The organism is Aestuariivirga sp., assembly GCF_047600585.1.
Classification (GTDB): Bacteria; Pseudomonadota; Alphaproteobacteria; order Rhizobiales; family Aestuariivirgaceae; genus Aestuariivirga.
The window spans coordinates 3,024,695-3,043,328 of the sequence record NZ_JASGKP010000001.1 but is presented as its reverse complement, the minus strand read 5'-3'; the positions used below and the strand labels follow the sequence as shown (position 1 = coordinate 3,043,328).

At 62.3% G+C, this 18,634-nt stretch carries 16 protein-coding genes and 1 tRNA gene; 7 read left to right on the top strand and 10 right to left on the bottom strand.

Features of this window, described 5'->3' with window-relative positions; translation table 11 throughout:
• Positions 1–149: 149 nt before the first annotated feature.
• From dapD to rpmH, 7 genes are all read right to left on the bottom strand, one after another.
• Positions 150–989, bottom strand: a complete 840-nt coding sequence (gene dapD / locus QM801_RS15005; RefSeq protein ID WP_415020018.1) for a 2,3,4,5-tetrahydropyridine-2,6-dicarboxylate N-succinyltransferase — start codon at positions 987–989, stop codon at positions 150–152.
• A 4-nt stretch (positions 990–993) separates the two neighbouring features.
• Positions 994–1,683 carry a pyrimidine 5'-nucleotidase gene (locus tag QM801_RS15000; RefSeq protein ID WP_415020017.1) on the bottom strand — a complete coding sequence of 230 codons (690 nt, stop codon included), beginning with the start codon at positions 1,681–1,683 and terminating at the stop codon, positions 994–996.
• Positions 1,680–2,576 carry an acetylglutamate kinase gene (argB, locus tag QM801_RS14995; RefSeq protein ID WP_415020016.1) on the bottom strand — a complete coding sequence of 299 codons (897 nt, stop codon included), beginning with the start codon at positions 2,574–2,576 and terminating at the stop codon, positions 1,680–1,682. Before argB ends, QM801_RS15000 begins: the two co-directional genes overlap by 4 nt.
• Before the next feature lie 243 nt (positions 2,577–2,819).
• The gene (gene yihA, locus QM801_RS14990) at positions 2,820–3,458 is read right to left on the bottom strand and encodes a ribosome biogenesis GTP-binding protein YihA/YsxC (protein WP_415020015.1); all 639 of its coding nucleotides are present in this window, start codon (positions 3,456–3,458) and stop codon (positions 2,820–2,822) included.
• 5 nt (positions 3,459–3,463) lie between these two features.
• Entirely contained in the window at positions 3,464–5,275 is a 1,812-nt protein-coding gene (yidC, locus tag QM801_RS14985) for a membrane protein insertase YidC (protein WP_415020014.1), read from the bottom strand.
• Positions 5,272–5,628: a ribonuclease P protein component gene (gene rnpA / locus QM801_RS14980; protein ID WP_415020013.1), complete on the bottom strand. Its 357-nt coding sequence runs from the start codon at positions 5,626–5,628 to the stop codon at positions 5,272–5,274. The genes yidC and rnpA overlap by 4 nt, the downstream gene beginning before the upstream one ends.
• Before the next feature lie 18 nt (positions 5,629–5,646).
• Positions 5,647–5,781, bottom strand: a complete 135-nt coding sequence (gene rpmH / locus QM801_RS14975) for a 50S ribosomal protein L34 (RefSeq protein ID WP_415020012.1) — start codon at positions 5,779–5,781, stop codon at positions 5,647–5,649.
• Between the two features lie 265 nt (positions 5,782–6,046).
• Between rpmH and QM801_RS14970 the strand changes: the two genes are divergently transcribed.
• From QM801_RS14970 to QM801_RS14955, 4 genes are all read left to right on the top strand, one after another.
• A complete protein-coding gene (locus tag QM801_RS14970; protein WP_415020011.1) occupies positions 6,047–6,826 on the top strand; it encodes a TVP38/TMEM64 family protein in 780 nt (259 codons plus the stop codon).
• Entirely contained in the window at positions 6,823–8,229 is a 1,407-nt protein-coding gene (locus QM801_RS14965) for a dihydrolipoyl dehydrogenase family protein (RefSeq protein ID WP_415020010.1), read from the top strand. Before QM801_RS14970 ends, QM801_RS14965 begins: the two co-directional genes overlap by 4 nt.
• A 12-nt stretch (positions 8,230–8,241) precedes the next feature.
• Positions 8,242–9,708 carry a sensor histidine kinase gene (locus QM801_RS14960; protein ID WP_415020009.1) on the top strand — a complete coding sequence of 489 codons (1,467 nt, stop codon included), beginning with the start codon at positions 8,242–8,244 and terminating at the stop codon, positions 9,706–9,708.
• A 103-nt stretch (positions 9,709–9,811) separates the two neighbouring features.
• Positions 9,812–9,889: transfer RNA gene (locus QM801_RS14955), tRNA-Arg, on the top strand.
• A gap of 157 nt (positions 9,890–10,046) precedes the next feature.
• Here the strand turns inward: QM801_RS14955 and QM801_RS14950 are convergent.
• On the bottom strand, positions 10,047–10,265 hold the full coding sequence (locus QM801_RS14950; protein ID WP_415020008.1) for a hypothetical protein: 219 nt from the start codon (positions 10,263–10,265) through the stop codon (positions 10,047–10,049).
• 380 nt (positions 10,266–10,645) lie between these two features.
• Between QM801_RS14950 and QM801_RS14945 the strand changes: the two genes are divergently transcribed.
• On the top strand, positions 10,646–12,247 hold the full coding sequence (locus tag QM801_RS14945; protein WP_415020007.1) for a tetratricopeptide repeat-containing sulfotransferase family protein: 1,602 nt from the start codon (positions 10,646–10,648) through the stop codon (positions 12,245–12,247).
• Positions 12,248–12,389: 142 nt separating this feature from the next.
• Here the strand turns inward: QM801_RS14945 and QM801_RS14940 are convergent, their stop codons facing one another.
• Entirely contained in the window at positions 12,390–13,676 is a 1,287-nt protein-coding gene (locus tag QM801_RS14940; protein WP_415019789.1) for a porin, read from the bottom strand.
• A gap of 627 nt (positions 13,677–14,303) precedes the next feature.
• Between QM801_RS14940 and QM801_RS14935 the strand changes: the two genes are divergently transcribed.
• Entirely contained in the window at positions 14,304–15,197 is an 894-nt protein-coding gene (locus tag QM801_RS14935; protein ID WP_415020006.1) for a LysR family transcriptional regulator, read from the top strand.
• On the opposite strand, the gene QM801_RS14930 is transcribed toward QM801_RS14935, so the two are convergent.
• Positions 15,194–16,333: a serine hydrolase domain-containing protein gene (locus QM801_RS14930; RefSeq protein ID WP_415020005.1), complete on the bottom strand. Its 1,140-nt coding sequence runs from the start codon at positions 16,331–16,333 to the stop codon at positions 15,194–15,196. The two genes, QM801_RS14935 and QM801_RS14930, sit on opposite strands and share 4 nt — an antisense overlap.
• 359 nt (positions 16,334–16,692) lie before the next feature.
• Between QM801_RS14930 and QM801_RS14925 the strand changes: the two genes are divergently transcribed.
• Positions 16,693–18,513, top strand: a complete 1,821-nt coding sequence (locus QM801_RS14925) for a methyl-accepting chemotaxis protein (RefSeq protein WP_415020004.1) — start codon at positions 16,693–16,695, stop codon at positions 18,511–18,513.
• The last annotated feature ends 121 nt before the right edge of the window (positions 18,514–18,634 follow it).

The window sequence follows — 18,634 nt, the reverse complement described above, 5'->3', positions numbered from 1 at the left end:
GCTCTGGTGGGCAGTCCTTCCCCCTCCCCCTTGCGGGGAGGGCCGGGGTGGGGGTCTGGGAAAAGCGCAATCTCGGCAGAGCTGTCAGAGGCCAGCGCAACCCCCACCCTTGATCCCTCCCCGCAGGGGGGAGGGAAAGTCCACGGTCGTCAGTCCCGCAGCAGCTCGTTGATCGAGGTCTTGGAGCGGGTCTTTTCGTCCACGCGCTTGACGATCACGGCGCAGTAGAGCGACGGGGAGGGTGAGCCGTCGGCATAGGGTTTCTGTGGCAGCGAGCCCGAGACCACCACCGAATAGGGCGGCACCTTGCCCATGTGCACTTCGCCCGTGGTGCGGTCGATGATCTTGGTGGACTGGCCGATGAACACGCCCATGGAGATGACCGAGCCTTCGCCCACCACCACGCCTTCGACGATTTCCGAGCGCGCACCGATGAAGCAGTTGTCCTCGATGATGGTGGGGCCTGCCTGCATGGGCTCAAGCACGCCGCCGATGCCGACGCCGCCCGAGAGATGGACGTTCTTGCCGATCTGGGCGCAGGAGCCGACCGTCACCCAGGTGTCGACCATTGTGCCCGCATCGACGTAGGCGCCGAGGTTGACGAAGCTCGGCATCAGGATGGCGCCGGGCGCGATGTAGGCCGACTTGCGGACGACGCAGTTGGGCACGGCGCGGAAGCCCGCCTCGCGGAACTTCTTGGCGGTCCAGCCGTCGAACTTGGAGTGCACCTTGTCCCACCACTTGGAATTGCCGGGGCCGCCCTTGATCAGTTCCATGTCGTTCAGGCGGAAGGAGAGCAGCACGGCCTTCTTCAGCCACTGGTTCACATGCCAGTCGCCGCCATCCTGCTTCTCGGCCACGCGGGCCTTGCCGCTGTCGAGCTGGTTCAGCGCGAACTCCACCGCCTTGCGGATCTCGCCCTTGGTCTTGAGCGAGACATTGGCGCGGTCTTCCCAGGCCTGTTCGATGATGGCTTGTGCATTCTTCATGACGTCATTCTCCAAACTTCAGATCTGCAAGGAAACCGGCGAGGTCGTTCGTGACGTGATCGACCCAGCGGGCGTTGCGGTCGCCCTGCCAGTCCTTCACGTCCTCCTCGTCGTCGGACAGCACCAGCACCGTCTTCATGCCGAGGTCGTGCGGCACCTGAAGATTGTGGGAGATGTCCTCGAAGAAAGCCCCGCGCGCCGGATTCACGCCGTGTTCGCGCAGGAACTTGGCGTAAGGAGCAGGCGCGGGCTTCGGAATGTGGTCGCTGTCGACGATGTCGAAGACGCCGTGGAAGGCATCGGCAACGCCGAGCCGCTCCATCACGTTGCGGGCGTGCTTCGCCGTGCCGTTGGTGAAGACGATCTTGCGGCCGGGCAGACGTTCGAGTGCTTCAAGCAGGCGCGGATTGTAAGGCACGGAGGAGTAGTCGATGTCGTGGACCTGCTCGAGAAAGCCTTCGGGCGCGTGCCCGTGCTCCACCATCAGGCCGCGCAGCGTGGTGCCGTGGCGCAGGAAGAGGTCGCGCTGGATGCGCTTCGCCTCGGCAAACTCCACGTTGAAGTGGCGCATCACGTATTCGCCCATCTTCACGTGCATCTGGTCGAAGAGGCGGCAGGAGGCAGGATACAGCGTATTGTCCAGGTCGAAGACCCAGGCATCCACGTGCGAGAAATCGGGCCGTTCTCCGCTCATACGCCCGAACGCGAGATGCGCGTGCCCACGCCGTGCGGGGTGAGCAGTTCCAGCAGCACCGAATGCGGCACGCGGCCATCGAGGATGATGACGCCTTCGACGCCGGACTCGACCACGGCGGCGGCGCTCTCGATCTTGGGGATCATGCCGCCGGTGATGGTGCCTTCGGCAATCAGCTTGGGCACATCGCCGATCTTCAGTTCGCTGATGAGCTGCTTGTCCTTGTCGAGGACGCCCGCCACATCAGTGAGGAGGAGGAGGCGCTTCGCTCCCGTGGCAGAGGCAATGGCGCCCGCCGCGGTGTCGGCATTGACGTTGTAGCTGTCGCCCTCCCAGCCCACGCCCACGGGCGCGACAACGGGAATAGCATCGCTCTTCATGATGGTGTGGAGGATCTCGGTATTGACGCGGGCGGGTTCGCCCACCTGGCCGAAGTCGATCTTCACCGTCTTGCCGGTGGCAGGGTCGGTCTTTTCCTTGATGTAACGCTCGGCGATCAGGAGGTTGCCGTCCTTGCCGGAAATGCCCACGGCGCGGCCGCCTGCCTGCTGGATCGAGGCGACGATCGCCTTGTTGATGGAACCGGCGAGAACCATCTCCACCACTTCCATGGTCTCGGGATCGGTGACGCGCAGGCCCTCGCGGAACTCTGCCTTGACGGCGAGCTTGTCGAGCATCTTGTTGATCTGGGGGCCACCGCCGTGCACGACGATGGGGTTGAGGCCGCAGACCTTGAGCATGACGATGTCGCGGGCGAACATGCGGGCGAGTTCGGGGTCGACCATGGCGTGGCCGCCGTATTTCACCACGATCACCTGGTCGTCATAGCGCTGCAGGAAGGGCAGGGCCTCCGACAGGATGCGGGCGGTTTCGTTCACGGTGATGTCTGCCATGGGCGGGTGTCCCGAAATGGTGAGAAGCCGGGGGCCTTATAGGGGATTCCTGCGGGATGAAAAGCGGAGATGATGGGTGGCGGCCTCTCAGAGTATCGTCACCCCCGCGAAGGCGGGGGCCCAGCTTCTTCGCTTGGACGCGCGATCCGCCAAAGCTGGATTCCGGCTCGCGCGCGACATCTCGCTCCGCTCGATCAAGGCGCGCGTCCGGAATGACGAAGGTAAGATAGGGCGGGTAGGACTTTACCTGATCAGCCCGGCGATTTCCGCCCGGAGCTCGTCCATCCCGCCCAGGGTCTCGGACGAGGTGGCGAAGAAGGAGGGAAGCGCCGCAGCCCGGGTCTTGATCAGGGCCTGGGTCTGGGCGGTCACCTCGGCCAGTTCCTTGGGCTTGATCTTGTCGGTCTTGGTGAGGACGAGCTGATAGGCCACCGCCGTTTCGTCCAGCATGTCGAACATTTCCTTGTCCTCGGACTTCACCCCGTGGCGGGCATCGATCAGCACGAAGACGCGGGTGAGGCCGGGGCGGCCGCGGAGATAGCCCTTGAGCACATCCTGCCACTGCTTCACCTCGGCCTTGGGCGCCTTGGCATAGCCATAGCCCGGCATGTCGACGAGGGTGATGCGGCCGTCCACATCGAAGAAGTTGAGTTCGCGGGTGCGGCCCGGGGTGTTGGAGGCCCGCGCCAGTCCCTTGACGCCGGTGAGCGCATTGATGAGTGACGACTTGCCGACGTTGGACCGGCCGGCGAAGGCCACTTCCGTGCCCTTGAGCGGCGGCAGCTGTTCGAGCTTCGCAACGCCCAGCCGGAACGACGCCGGGGCGGAGAACAATCTCCGCCCCGCCGTCAGTTGATCGTCGCTGTAGCGGGCCTCCGCCATCCGGATCAGGCCTTCTTCTTGAGGAAGGGCAAGCTCTCGCGGATGTTGCCGAAAAGCGAGATGTCGGCGCCGTTCCGCTTCATGATGTAGCTCTGCTGGATGATCGAGAGCAGGTTGCTCCAGGTCCAGTAGATGACGAGGCCCGCCGGCATGGTGCCCAGCATGAAGGTGAAGATGAGCGGCATCCAGTTGAACATGGAGGCCTGCACCGGATCGGTGGGCGCGGGGTTGAGGCGCATCTGCACCCACATGGTGATGCCCATCAGGATGGGCCAGATGCCGAGCATCAGCATGTGCGGCGGCGTCCACGGAATGAGGCCGAAGAGATTGAAGAGGCTCGTCGGGTCTGGCGCAGAAAGATCGTGGATCCAGCCGAAAAAGGGCGCATGGCGGAGATCGATCGTCGTCAGGATCACCTTGTAGAGCGAGAAGAAGATCGGGATCTGGATGAAGATCGGAAGGCAGCCGGACAAGGGCGAGACCTTCTCCTTCTTGTACATCTCCATGATTTCCTGCTGCTGCTTCATGCGGTCGTCGGGGAAGGCCGCCTTGATGCGTTCCATCTCCGGCTGCAGCTTCTTCATCTTGCTCATCGAGGCGTAGGACTTGTTGGCGAGCGGGAAGAGCACCAGCTTCACAAGCACCGTGACGAAGAGAATGGCGAGACCGAAGTTGCCGAGGAAGCCGTAGGCAAAGTGCACGAGCTTGTACATCGGCTTGGTGAGGAAATAGAACCAGCCCCAGTCGATCATCAGGTCGAACTTGTCGATGCCGTACTTCTCGCCAATCGCATACATGCTGTTGACGATCTTGGCGCCGGCATAGATGTGATCGGTGGTCGAGGTGGAGGAGCCGGGCGCAACCGTCACCGCATCCTTGCTCAGCCAGTCCACCTGGAAGGCATCGCGCTCGCCGATCTTGAAGTGCTGGTAGGTGGCGGTGAGGTTCCGCGTCTGGTCGGGAATGAGCGCGGTGGCCCAGTACTTGTCGGTGAAGGCGATCCAGCCGCCCTTCGAGTCCTTGGTGATCTTGCCGTCGTCCTTGGCCACGTCCTTGTACTTGGCTTCGGTCAGCGTGCCGTCCTGCACGCCCAGCATGCCTTCGAAGAAGACGTAGAAGCCCTGCACATGCGGCGTATCCTGGCGCTGCACGCGGGCATAGGGCACCAGCGAGACAGGCGCCTGCGACTTGTTCTCGACGCTCTGCTTGATGGTGAAGACGTAGTCATCCGAGAGCGAGATCTCACGGCTGAAGACAAGGCCCTCGCCATTGTCGAAGGTGAGGGTGACGGGCGTGGTGGCCGTGAGGGTAGAGCCTGAAGCCAGCGTCCACACCGACTTCGAATCCGGCAGCTTCACCGTCGAGCCCGGCGTGGCGACAAAGCCCTGCTCGGCGAAATAGGCATTGGGTGCGCCCGAGGGCGTGAGCAGCGTGATGATCGGGCTCGTCTTGTCGGTGGTCTCGCGATACTGCTTGAGCTTCAGGTCATCGAGGGCCGCGCCCGTCAGGTTGATCGAGCCTTCGAGGAAGGGCGTCTCGATCGTGACGCGCTGGCTGTTGGCGATGGCCTGCTCGCGGGTGACTGCACCTGCCGTTGCGGGGTTGCCCGGAACCTGGGCGCCGGCACTGCTCTGGCCCGGTTGAGCCGTCGTCTGGCCGCCGGTTGTCTGTTCGGTGGTCTGCTGCTGCGCCGCCTGCTGCTTCAACTGCGGCGTGACGAAGAAGTACTGCCAGACGAAGATGATGGCCATGGAGAGCACGATCGCCAGAATGAAATTCTTGCTGTCGGGCTTCATGGGATTCTGGTTGGGAGTCATTGGCCGGTCCTGGTGTCGCCCGCGGCTGGCGCGGCGTGAAGTTTGGAGACTGCGGATATAATGTCGTTCTGCAAGGCGTCAAAGCCGCGCGTTGCGCTGGCTTCGCGGCCGATCAGCACATAGTCGAAACCGCTGCGGGCGACGCCGGGCAGGACAAGCCGTGCGGCTTCCTTGAGGCGGCGGCGGATGCGGTTGCGGACCACGGCGTTGCCGAGCTTCTTGGTGCAGGTGAAGCCCACCCGTGGCGGGTTGCCGTCGCGGCGGTCGCGGGCCTGGAGAAGCACGCCCGCCTGCGGCACAAAACGGCCCTTCGCCGCGGACAGGAAGTCACGCCGGCGCAGAAGCCGTTCCATCGATGAGACCTGTCTGGCTTAGGCGCTGAGGCGCTTGCGGCCGCGGGCACGGCGGCGGTTGATCACCTTGCGGCCGCCGACGGTGGCCATGCGCGCACGGAAACCATGGCGGCGCTTGCGGACAAGCTTGGAGGGTTGATATGTGCGCTTCACGTGCGATCTCCGTAAGGTTTTTCTGACAGACCCAAATATTTGATTTTAAACATCAAATACCCGTCCGGGGCAGGCTCTACTGCCCCCGGAATGGCGGGGGATGTCAGGAATTTGACGGGCTTATGCGGAATCCCCCGGCAAAAGTCAACGGCAGCGGGAGAGGACGGGGCACAAGAGCCTCACGGGCCGGGCACGGCCCATGAACCCTTCTCAACTCCGGGTGAGGCCCGATGTAAAGCAGGGAGCACTGGCGTATGGGGAGAGGATGAGCGATCCCGTCACCCCGCAACCACCCGGCAGTAACAGGCTGCGGCGCTGGCTTGCGCCCGTGGTGATCGTGGCGCTGATGGCGGCGGGCTATGGGCTCGGGCTGCACCGCTACCTCTCGCTTGATTCGCTCGTCATCCACCGGGAAGAGCTGCGCACCTTCACCTCCGTCCATACCGCAGGAGCACTTCTCATTTTCATTCTCATCTATGCGGCGGCGGTGGCCCTGTCCTTCCCGGGCGCAACCGCGCTCACCGTGGCGGGCGGCCTGCTCTTCGGCTGGCTGGAAGGCGGACTTGCCGCCGTTGTGGCAGCGACACTGGGCGGCATGGCGATCTTCCTCATCGCGCAGTCGTCCTTCGGCGAGGCGCTGTCGCGGCGGGGCGGTGAACGGCTGCAGAAGCTGCGCCGCGGCTTCACCCGCGATGCCTTCAGCTATCTCCTCTTCCTCCGGCTGGTGCCGCTCTTTCCCTTCTGGCTCGTCAACCTCGCCTCGGCGCTGACCGGCATGCGGCTCGGCACCTTCGCGGCGGCAACCGCCATCGGCATCGTGCCGGGAACCTTTGCCTTCGCCTTCCTCGGGCAGGGGCTCGACAGCGTGATTTCGGCCGAGGCCAAGACCTACGGCGACTGCGTTCTCGCCCAAGGGCCAGAAAATTGTCATGTTGGCTTGTCAGTGCAGAGTCTGGTCACCACCGAAATGCTCGTTGCCTTCGCAGCGCTCGGGCTCGTAGCGTTGATTCCGGTGGGATTGAAGACGTGGAAGGGGAACGAATGACGTTTGACATCGCGGTGATCGGGGGTGGCTCCGCGGGATTGTCGGTGGCCGCCGCCGCCGCACAGTTCGGCCAGTCCGTGGTGCTGTTCGAGAAGGACGCCATGGGCGGCGACTGCCTGAACACGGGCTGCGTGCCCTCCAAGGCCATGCTGGCTGCGGCCAAGGCAGCCGAATCCCACCGCAAGAGCGACGGCTTCGGCATCGCCGGCCACGAGCCCGGCGTCGATTTCGCCGCCGTCATGAATCACGTGCAGCGGGTGATCGCCTCGATCGCGCCCCATGATTCCCAGGCCCGCTTCGAAAGCCTTGGCGTGAAGGTTGTGCGCGCCCATGCCAAGTTCATCGGGCCGCAGACGGTGGAAGCAGGCGGCGATACCTACGAGGCGCGCCGCATCGTCGTCGCCACCGGCTCACGCGCCGCCGTGCCGCCCATTCCGGGGTTGGAGGCCGTGCCCTTCTTCACCAACGAAACCATTTTCCGCAACACCGTTCTGCCGAGCCATCTCATCATCATCGGCGGCGGGCCGATCGGCCTCGAACTTGCGCAGGCGCATCGGCGGCTGGGCGCACAGGTGACGGTGCTCGAGGCGCAGGAGCCGCTCGGCCGCGACGATCCGGAACTCGCCGCCGTCGTCATCGAGGCGCTGAAGCACGAAGGCGTTGCCGTCAAGGCGCAGGCCCGCATCGAGCGCATCGACAAGGCGGCGGGCGGCGTGCGCGTGCAGCTGGCGGGTGACGAGCGCATCGTGGGTTCGCATCTTCTCGTGGCGGCAGGCCGCAGGGCCAATGTCGATGGCCTCAATCTCGAGGCGGCGGGCATCGCCTTCACGCCCAAGGGCATCACCGTCGACAGCCTGCTGCGCAGTTCGAACCGTCATGTCTATGCGGCGGGCGACGTGGCGGGCGGCCTGCAGTTCACCCATGTGGCGGGCTATCATGCGGGCCTCATCATCCGTCACATCCTGTTCCGGCAGCGCACCAAGGCGCGCGACGACATCATTCCGTGGGTGACCTATACCGACCCGGAACTGGCCCAGGTGGGCCTCACCGAGGCGCAGGCACGGGCCAAGCTGGGGCGTCGCGTGAGCGTGCTCCGCCAGGATTTCGCCGGCAACGACCGGGCCCAGACAGGCCGCGAGGCGCGTGGCTTCGTCAAGGTGATGGCGGGCCCGAGAGGGCGCATCGTCGGCGCCAGCATCGTGGGGCCGCAGGCCGGCGAGCAGATCGCCTTCTGGGCCCTTGCCATCTCGCAAGGCCTTTCGCTTTCGGCAGTGGCCCAAACCGTGCTACCCTATCCGACATTGGCGGAAGCAGGAAAGCGTGCGGCCATCTCGCATTATTCTGGCCTCGCCAAGAACAAGCTGGTGCGCGGCGTCATCGCTTTCCTGAAACTGTGGGGATGAAATCGGTCCGGCATGGCTGAGAAGGGCACAGGCGCAAAAACCCGGAAGAGGCTGCGGTTCCGCACCAGCCTCTCGGGCAAGGTGCTGGCCCTCACCATCGTCTTCGTCATGCTGGGCGAAGTGCTGATCTTCCTGCCGTCGATTGCCAACTTCCGCATCCAGTGGTTCAAGTCGCGCATCTCGCAGGCGGAGATCGCAGCACTCGCTGCCGAGGCCGCGCCCGACCGCATCGTCAACGATGACCTGCGCACCGAGATCCTCAAAGGTGCCGGCGTCTCCGCCGTCTCGCTCAAGAAGGGCGAGAAGCGCCAGCTCATGCTGCGCGACGACAGCCTGCACATGGTGGAGGAGACCTTCGATCTCCGCCCCGGCATGTATTACAACACCGTGCTTGATGCGCTCGCCGCCCTGGTGCGGAGCGAGGACCGCACCATCGGCGTTATTGACGTGCCGCCCAACATGTCGGGCGACCTGATCGAGATCGCGCTCCACGAGAAGCCGCTCTCGGAGGCGATGCGCAGCTACGCGCTCCGCATCCTCCTGCTCTCGATCGTGCTGTCTCTGATCGTCGCCGCCTTCATTTTTGCTGCACTCAGCCGGGTGCTGGTGCGGCCGATGCAGCGGCTTTCCTCCAACATCATGCATTTTGCCGGTAACCCGGAAGACGCCTCGCGCATCATCGTGCCGTCGAGCCGCAGCGACGAGCTGGGTCAGGCGGAGCGCGAGCTTCACGCCATGCAGACCGAGCTGCACGCCATGCTGCAGCAGAAGAATCGTCTCGCCGCACTCGGCCTTGCGGTGAGCAAGGTGAGTCATGACCTGCGCAACATGCTCACCTCCGCGCAATTGATTTCCGACCGCCTGGGCGAGGTGAAGGACCCGCAGGTGCAGCGCTTTGCGCCGAAGCTGATCGGCTCGCTCGACCGCGCCATCGGCTTTCTCAACCGCACGCTCAAATATGGCCAGGCCCGCGAGCAGGCGCCGCTCCGCGAGGCGCTCTCGGTGCGCGATCTTGCAGGCGAGGTGCTGGACACCTTTGCGCTGGGAGCAGCGGCGGGCTTGCGCTTCCGCAACGAGGTGCCGGCTGCACTGGTGGCGGATGCCGACCGGGAACAGGTGAGCCGCATCCTCACCAATCTCGTCCGCAACGCCGTGCAGGCGCTGGAACAGATCGGCGGACGGGGCGAGATTCTCGTCACAGGCGCCCGCCAGGGCAGCGTCACCGTGATCGAGGTGAGCGACACCGGGCCGGGCATTCCCGAAGTGGTGCGCGACCGGGTCTTCGCCGCCTTCCAGTCTGCCGCCAAGAGCGGCGGCACGGGGCTGGGGCTCGCCATCTCGGCGGAACTGGCCGAGGCCCATGGCGGCAGCCTGAAGGTGGCCCGCACCGGGCCTTCGGGCACCACATTCACCCTGACACTGCCCGACCCGCCGGTGCAGCTGGCCAGCCGCCAGGCGCGGAAAACCAACGGCCCTTAAGGGCTTGCAGGCGGCGGGGACGGGCCGGAATTCCCTGCTTGCCTTTGTCCGCCCGAGCAGATAATGACACGCCGTTTCCGCCACTTCGGCGTTGAAACACAAAGCGCCCGTAGCTCAGCTGGATCAGAGCACCAGACTACGAATCTGGGGGTCAGAGGTTCGAATCCTTTCGGGCGCGCCATTTCTTTCATTTCAAGATCAGGCCCGTTTCGCCGCTTGTTGCGCAAGGCGAACAGGGCAAGGCACCCGCCGGCCCGCGCCGTCCGTTGGCGTGCAGCGCCCAGAACGAAAAAAGGACCAGAGCTGAGCTCTGGTCCTCGTCAGCAAAAAACCGTCGGTTATTTGTCGACGTTGGTAGTTTCGGTTTCCGGGCGGGTCTCCTTCGGCTGCGAATAGTTCTGGCCCTGCTGGTTGTTCGAGTTCTGATCGACAACGGTGCAGGTGGTCTTCGAGCCGTTCATCCAGTTCTGGACGGCGGGATTGCAGACGGTGGCGGCATTGGCACCGACGGAAATGGCAGCAAGGGTGGCGGAAGCGATAATGATGGTCTTGAACATGGTGTGTTCCTTTCGAAGAGGTTGGTATCCCCCGTTTGACGCCTGCCACTATGGTAAATTTTGTCTTAATCCGCGCTGAACCCGTCTTTCATCTGGCGTTCATGTGCAGACGGAGGAAATTCTGGAAATTGTCCCGCACCGAAGGCTTCCGCGCGGGCCCAACGCTGAAGGGCAAGGCGACCGTTGCCGACATCCGCAACAGCGTCACTCGTGGAGCGGCCTCAACCATTCCAAGCCATGGCCAACGTGATCAGGGCTGTTGGGTGAAAAGAGAGAATGACCAGGTTTGAAAGCGCTTTCTGCCCTGGTTATGCCGGCTTGCACCACGGCATGCGCCTGAGCTAACGACTCTTCAGCCTGGAACGAGGAGAACCAAAAGGGTGGATCCCAAAAGTCTGGAAGCTGAAATCCGCGAAATCTTGCGGCTTTATCAAATCGGCCAAGCGGATTTGGGCCTCAAGAAATCAAAAGTTGTTCATCGCTCAGCACCACAGCTGGCGATCACCAATTATTGCGTCGGCCATGGCTTTGCTGCGTTGAAGGATCCTGCAACAGCCATAGGCTATTTTCTGAAAGCCGTTGAGCTCGCGCCCAAGAATGGCGAATATCTCGTCAAGCTGGGGCTCACCTATCTCGATCTGGGAGACGTTTCCGCAGCACAAGCGTCCTTCTCGAAGGCACAGAAGATCAATCCGAACCTCGTCAATGGACAATGGGCACTCGGAATATTCTATGCCTCGATCGACCGTTTCGACGAGGCGGCTAAGCTGTTCAAGAACGTGATCGCTGCCAGTTCAACCGGAAATGTTCCAGCGGGCGCATTTCTCGATTGGTGCCGGGCCCTTGTTGGCAGTGGCCAGTTGGATGAAGCCAAGAAGATCTTGAGGGAGCTTCTGAATCGCCCAGAAACACGACCGAAAGCTCTGGCCTCGCTCGCCGACATCGAGCCATTTCCCCTCGATAGTACCGAATATCTACAGATCGACCAGGAGACAGCCAACAGGACTCTGTCGGATGGGGTGAAGGGAACACTGCTGACGGCAAAAGCGAGATGCCTGGGGGCTGCCAAGGCGTACGAGGAAGAATTCAGGTGCTTGGCTGCGAGCAAGACGGCCCGCGGCAGTATCTTCAAACCCGCCGAATTTGAAACCCGCATCAGCGAGATCATCCGAATGTTCGACGCCGGTGCACTCGATAGAGCGCGGCGAGTGTTTGGTCTCAGCAATTTCAAGCCGATTTTTGTCGTGGGCCTGCCAAGGTCGGGCACCACATTGACGGAACGAATTTTGGCGCGCCATGGCGAGGTGGGGGGCGCAGGCGAACTCTCGGTCATAAGTCTGTTCCTGGGCGGGTGCCTCGGGAACAATCGGCATGATCAGTTGATCGAAATGATTGAGAAGAGAAGTGCAACAGAAATCCGCACACTGGTAAAACGTGTTGAAGAGACCATGCGATACCTCTGTCCTGGAAAGGAGAGAATCGTTGACAAGATGCCCGACAATTTTCTCCACATTGGCTGGATATTGGCGCTGTTCCCGGAGGCCCGGATTGTTCACTGCTACCGGAATCCGGCGGATAATTTTCTCTCGGGTTTCAAGGCCTCGCTCAGTTCGTCCCATTCCTACTTCGACAAGCCCGAGTGGTTTTCATTTTACTACAGGCAGTATGTGCGGTTGATGCGCTACTGGTACGGCCTGTTGCCGGGCAGGATCCACTCACTGCGTTACGAGGATCTGGTCACCTATCCGGAAAAGACGATACGAGGGCTGCTCGCACACTGTGATTTGCCTTGGCAGGAGGCGTGTCTGGAGCCAGAGCAGAATCCGTCCCGGATTCAGACGGCAAGTGTCCTGCAGGCCCGAGCTCCCATCAATACAAAGTCGGTGGGAGGGTGGAAGAGGTATTCCTTTCAGCTTCAGCCTGTTCAGGACGAGCTGGGCGATATGATGCCTATACTCGAACCATCGTCCGGTTCCGAATAGCTGCAAATCCCTTGTTGGGCATGGGGACCAGAGCCTTCATTTGGGTCTGCCTGGTATTGCAGGAGCCGAAAGCCCGACAGCGAGGTCAAAAAAATACGGCCCGCCGAAGCGGGCCGTACGGAAGAAACCAATCCTGTATGGATTAGAAGTTCCACCACGTAACCCAGGCAGCCCTGGTTTCCGTGCTGTTGTAGTCGTAGGTGGTGTCGCGATGCGTGTAGGATGCCTGCAGACCGGTCTTCAGCTGAGAAACAGGCGACCAGTAGATACCACCGGCAACTGCGGTCGTCTTGGTGGTGTCGTCGTAGTATTCGCCCTTATACTTCGAGTAACCGGCACCGACTTCTGCAGAGATCGAGTCGGACAGTGTCGCCACGATGGCGGCGCTGACTTCCCAACCGTCACCCACGTTGATCGTGGACGGGCTGATCGTGTAGAACACGTTGTTGCCGACGCTGCCGGCCACCGACACGTCGAACATGTCAGAGAGCTTGGCACCGAGGCCGAGGCCGATCTGCGACTGCGTATACTTCTCGTCGTAGAGACCGGTGTCACGGACGAAGCCCGCGAGTTCGGCGTTGAACATGTCGCCAGAGTAGGTCACTTCAGCAGCAACGCCCAGCGGGCCGCCCTTGATGTCCGCGATCGGGGTCCCGGCGAGGTCGTCATAGTTACCGCCTTCATCCGTGTGCTCGAGAGCGACAGCGATGCCGATCGGGCCGGAATTGTAGGACAGACGGAGCTGCGTGAAGTCGCCGCCGTCAACACCCACGCTGCCGCGGGAGATGTAGGCGTCGTTGATTTTGCGAATGCCGTAACCGATCGTGGCGAGCGAGCCGTTATAGCCGCCGGCGAACGTCAGTTCCGGGGTCATCTTCCACCAGCCCCAGGCGTAGTCCATCTTCACCGTGCCAGACTGGCTGGTGAAGCCGGTGTTGGTGGTGGAGGTCTGCGTGTTGTCGATGTCGGCGTAGATCGACATGCTGGCGCCAACTTCGCCAACGGCGGTGTCGGTCGTGCCGGTCACATCGAGACGGCCACGTGCCTTGATGTGCAGCGTGTTTGCCTCGTAGTCATCGGTGTAGTAGTTGCGATCATAGTAGGCCAGAGCGGCGCGGACGCTGCCCGACCACTGGATCACGGTCGAGGCCGGAACGTCAGCCGTCGGCAGAACGCCGATGGTGGTGACCTTCTTGGCGTACATGTTGTTGTCACGGACTTCGAGGCCCGGAACAACAATGCGATCGCCTTCCGAGACGGTCATCAGCGAGAAGCCAGCCGGAACAGCAGGAGCAGCCTGGAGGGCAGCAACATCAGCCTGGAGGGCTTCGATCTGGGCCTTGAGGGCCGAGAGGTCGTCAGCGCGGGCGCTAACCGACACAGCAGCGAGAGCCGCCGTACCGAGAAGAGCAAGCTTCATAACTTTCATTTGGTTTCTCCCAAATCTGATTTAGGTTTCAATGCGTGCCCCCAATCCCCTGCAGGAAAATGCGTGCACTCATCAGACGAACTGGAATTCAGTTCACGCATGAGTCCCATGCGAATTTGCTTAATCACAAATAAGCAGTTTCAATTTGCGTCCTCGCAGATTTCTCGCGCGTGGCTTTTAAAACACTGAGATTAATAAGAAAAAGGCAGTGACGCAGTGGATGAGCAGACAGCGGTTTTACCGCGTTCGGGGTGAAAATGCCTGCTGTGTTGCGCATAAGACACAAAATTGAACGGCCAGATTATGAGGAATGTGTAAATGCGACAGCCGCAAGGGGCTCTGCCGTTAACCAAATCCGGCCATTGAATTGATTCGGACTTTTTCCGGGGGTCGAAGGGCACAATTGATTCCGCCGCGGAAGACAAAACCAGGATCATTCGGCGGATCTTGCTGAGCAGATGCGATCATGGGGACTACAATTTCGCGATTTTGAAGTGCAGGACGGAAAACGCACCTGCAAAACAGCCCGGGAATGCCCGAATCTGCTTAAGTTCGATTGAGTTAGGTGCAATTAAGTAGTTTAATCCGCCCTGACGGGACAGCGTTTGCCCGGATCAGGGTGCAGAAATGGGACTATCATCAAAATCGCCGGGGCGGGCCGTCCTCACGCTCGGCATGATCCGCGCCGTCACGGTCGCTCTCCGCACGAAGAACATGAAGGAAGCGGCGCTCATCCTGGGCATATCCCAGTCGGCCGTGACCCAATATGTCAACAAGTTCGAGCTCATCACCGGCATCAAGATCCTCACGCGGGTGGGCAATTCGCTCTTCGTCGAGCGCTCCGACATTGCCGAGGTCATGGAAAAGATCACCGACCTCAGCCAGCAACTGGACCGGCTTGTCCTTGCGCGGGCGCCGAAGCCCACGCTGGCGCTCCCCTATGCGCTGGGCGCCCTCGTCGCCACCCACGCTGAACTCGCGGGCTGGATGAACGAGCGCTATCATTATGAGGTGCTGACTTTCCGCGAACTTGCGCGGCAGAGCAGCCAGAATTCCTTCGATTTTGTTGTACGTCCTCTCCGCGACCGGGAATCGGAAGTGGATTACCAGTTCAGCTGTCTCTTCCAGTTCATGAAACCGCCAGCGGCAATCGATGCCGGCGCCAAGCCGGGGCCGCTTCCCGTGATGCTGCCCGGCGGCGAATGCCCCACCCATGCCGCAGCGGTTGAGGTTCTCGACGCCAACAGCCTCGACTATGCCGAGGTCGGCCGCTCGGAAGATGTGAACTTCCGCGCCATGCATCTGCACCTCGGCCTCAGCGCCACCGTGCTGCCCAGCGGCTTTGCCAACCACAGCCCGCTCTACCACAATTTCGAAAGCTGCGTTCTGATAGGCGAACCCTTCAGCGTGCGCTTCGGTCTCATCGCGCTCAAGCATTCCTCCGAGACGACGAACGCAATGGCCTTTCTCGACCAGTTCTGCGGCAAGCTGCAGGACCACGGTGTGGTCAACGGCGTCTAGCGCCCTGCGCAAATCTCCGAGAGCATGGCGATCACCGGCGGATAGAAGCCGCTGTCATAACCATCCTCGTTCTGCAGCACCGAGAGATAGCAGGCCACGCGGCCCGTCTCCGGATCGGCCACCAGATATTGCCCGCCATAGCCGCCATGCCCCAGCCACGTGCCGTTGGTGTTGGTCTGGTTAGAATAGCGGAGGTGCTGGCGGGGCGGCGCCAGCGGCACGCCACCATTGCGCGTTTCCGCGATGAAGGCCGCCGATCCGAAGGCCGCACCATCAATGCCGTGGCCTTCCCGCGCAAACATCGCGCCATAGCGGCAGAGGTCGCGCGCGGTGAGGCAGAAGCCGCCGTTCAGCAAAGGCATGCCGGTGCGGTCGGTGAGAACATGCAGCATGCCTTCTACGCCCATGGCATCGGCGAGGTCTGCCATCCACGCGGACAGCGGGCGTCCACCACGGGCCTCGATGACGAAGCCCAGCACATCGGTGTTGGCGCTCTTGTAAAGACAGTGGGGAAGCGTGTTCCGCGTGTCAGCTGTGCCAGTTGCGAGGCCGATGCTGGCGATGAAGTCGCGGTTGCTCTGTTCGGTGCCGGTGGGCAGCCGCGCACCCGCCGCCGCCTCGTGCTGAAAGACCATGGCGTCCGGGTTGAGGTAATCCTCGTCATAGGCATTCTGCACATTCATGTTGAGCACATCGGCGAGGCGGGCGTTGCGGTAGCCCGCACCGATCCACGGCAGGATCTCGCCGATCGTCTCGTCCAGCTTCACCTTTCCTTCGTGCCACAGCCGCCCGATGATGAGGTTGGTGCTCATCTTGGTGATCGACATGATGGAGTGGGGCTGGTGGGGGCCGAAATCGGGTGCGTAGCATTCGTGGAGGATGCGGTTGCCCTCGCATACCACCATGGCGGAGAACCAGGGCATGGCGGTGTGCTGGCGCACATCGGGCCGGGCTGCGATGGAAAGATCAGCTGAAAGCCGGAGGTCCATCAACTGCGCGGCCCGGAAGCCCTGCGCATAGCGGTTGAGCACATGGAGATTGTGGAAGCCGTGGCGGCGGTGCGGGGCGGAGTTCCAGCGTGGCCTGCGGTCTGGACCCAGGGCCAGATCGGGATTGGGGTGGCTTGCCGTCGTCATGTCGTGATCGGTCCCGGATGTGATGATGCAAGGAGAGCCTAGGACGCGGCAGCGCGGGCGGGCAACAGGAAGAGAAAAACACGCAAAAAGGACGGGTTTCTCGACGGAAGGGGGGTCGGCCTCAACCCGCTGTTCACCATCGCGGGTTGCATTGGTCCAGTTGTTGCCGCGGCCTCGTTCCAAACCGGAAAAATTGAATGAAATGATGCCATGAAGCGGAAACGCTGGCCCCAACGCGGGTCCAGTTTGGAATAAAAATCCAGCTTCAGTCCAGATTGCCATCGCAGAAGTTGCGTCCGGCGGCCGAGTTCGCAAGGGTGCGACTCTCTCTTGAAGCCCGCCGGGAAGTGAAAGAGAAAATGTCCATCCACGTTCTGAAGAAGCCGGGCTCCGCTGCAGCACAGACAGCAGGGCTCTCGATTTCACGCATGATGATGATTGCGGCCATCACCATCATCGGCATGGTGGCCGCGTTCTCGCTCTACAATGAAAAGACCTTCCTCGAACACCGGATCGGCAGCGACCGCTTCGAGCGCATCACCAACGGCCACGACTTCATCGCCGACTATCTGCCACCGCCGCTTCTGCCCTACGAGGCCTTCACGCTCGTCCACCTCACCCGCGACACCGCCGATGGCGACGTGAACAAGCAGGTCGAGAAGTGGAAGCAGCTGCACAACGATTTCAATGACCGCCTGAAACACTGGGATGGCGTGATGGCCGAGACGCCCTTCCTGCCACTTGAGAAGTGGAAGCCCTTCCGCGACGGAATCGCCGAAAACGGCAAGGCCTTCTATGATCAGCTCGAAGGCAAGGTGATCCCCGCCCTCCAGGCCAAGGACATGACGCGCGCCGATGCCGCGATCGGCGAACTCACCGACCACTTCGTGAAGTTCGAGAAATTCGTCCAGGACAACCAGGCCTTCGTGGACGAGACGATGAACCAGGACGAAGCCGCAAGCCGCGATGCCTCCGACGTCGCCATTACCACCGGCATCGGCATCGCTGTGGCACTCTGTGTCGTCCTCGCCCTCATCTTCTTCCTGGGCCAGCGTTTCGTGGTGCGCGCCATCGCGCAGATCTCGGCCGTGATGTCGAAACTGGCGGAGGGAGATCTCCATGTCGCCATCCCCCACGAGGGCCGCAAGGACGAAGTGGGCGCCATGGCCCGCGCCGTCGCCGTCTTCAAGGTTCAGGCACAGGACAATCACGCCGCCAAGGCTGCCAATGAATACGTCATCGAGAAGCTGGGCGCTGGCCTCGACAAGGTCTCCAACGGCGATCTCACCACCAAGATCACCGAGGACTTCCCGCCCACCCTCGATGCGCTCCGCATCAGCTACAACGCCACGGTCGACGCCCTGCAGGGCATCATCACCAGCGTCCGCAGCGGCGCCGACGGCATCTCGTCGGGCTCGGCGGAAATCTCGCTGGCCTCCGACGACCTGTCGCGCCGCACCGAGAACCAGGCCGCAAACCTGGAGCAGACCGCGGCCGCCGTTGCCGAAATCACCAACAAGGTGAAGGAGTCCGCGGCCGGTGCCGTGCATGCCCGCAACATCGTGGCCATGGCCAAGGATGATGCGGACCGCTCGGGCGACATCGTCAACCGCACGGTTACGGCCATGAAGGCGATCGAGGACACCTCGCGCAAGATCAACCAGATCATCAGCGTGATGGACGAAGTGGCCTTCCAGACCAACCTGCTCGCCCTCAACGCCGGCGTCGAAGCCGCCCGTGCAGGCGAGGCAGGGCGCGGCTTCGCCGTCGTCGCATCGGAAGTGCGGGCGCTGGCCCAGCGCTCCGCCGAAGCGGCGAAGGAGATCAAGACGCTCCTGATGTCATCGCAGTCGGCGGTGGAGGACGGGGTTCACCTCGTCGCCGAAACCGGCACCTCGCTCCGCTCCATCATCGAGCGCATCGGCGAGATCAACAGGATCGTCTCCGAAATCGCCGCCAATGCCGAGCAGCAGTCCCATGGCCTGCAGGAGGTCAACACCGCCGTCGAACAGATGGACATGGTCACGCAGCAGAACGCAGCGATGGTGGAAGAAACCACCGCCGCGACCCGCACGCTGACCCAGCAGTCCAGCGATCTCGCCAGCATCGTGGCGCGCTTCACGCTCGCCAACATGGCGCGGCAGAAGCCCGCCAGACAGGAAAAGCGCCTCGCGGCTTGATGCGGGGTTGCCGGGGTCTCCAACTGACCCAAAACATGGAGGGCGGTCGAGGCACCAGACCGCCCTCCAATTTTTTTGAACGCGCCCGGCCATTGAGGACCGGGCGCGTCGCGATGTTTGT